This window comes from Capnocytophaga canis, from assembly GCF_000827555.1.
Lineage (GTDB): Bacteria > Bacteroidota > Bacteroidia > Flavobacteriales > Flavobacteriaceae > Capnocytophaga > Capnocytophaga canis.
The window spans coordinates 1-380 of the sequence record NZ_CDOI01000023.1 but is presented as its reverse complement, the minus strand read 5'-3'; the positions used below and the strand labels follow the sequence as shown (position 1 = coordinate 380).

The following is a 380-nucleotide window of genomic DNA, read 5'->3' as shown; positions in this document are numbered from 1 at the left end:
TTGAACTCCAAAATCATCATCAACAGCGTCGATATTTTTAACAGTGAAAATAACTTTTGCTATATCACAGTTAGCTGGTGTGACGCCTTTTTCACAAAGAGTATAAGTAAACGAATGTAATCCCGTAGGGGTATCACTACCAATGGTTACTTTTCCGTTAACATCAATAGTTACTCCAACAGGCAATGACGTATGTGTGGCTATGGTGACAGTTTGTGAACTCACTCCTTTTCCGTCTAACCTATCATTAGCAAAAATATCTATCGTACTGTTAGGTACTAAATTATAACCGTTTACAGAATCTCCATTGTCGTCATCATTGGCTTCTATCCTATTTTTTACTGTTATAGTTACAGTCGCCGAATCACAAACGTCCGTAA

At 37.1% G+C, this 380-nt stretch carries 1 pseudogene; it reads right to left on the bottom strand.

Annotated elements, in window-relative coordinates:
* Window positions 1-380, bottom strand: a pseudogene (locus CCAND38_RS11720) (hypothetical protein); the annotation flags it as partial.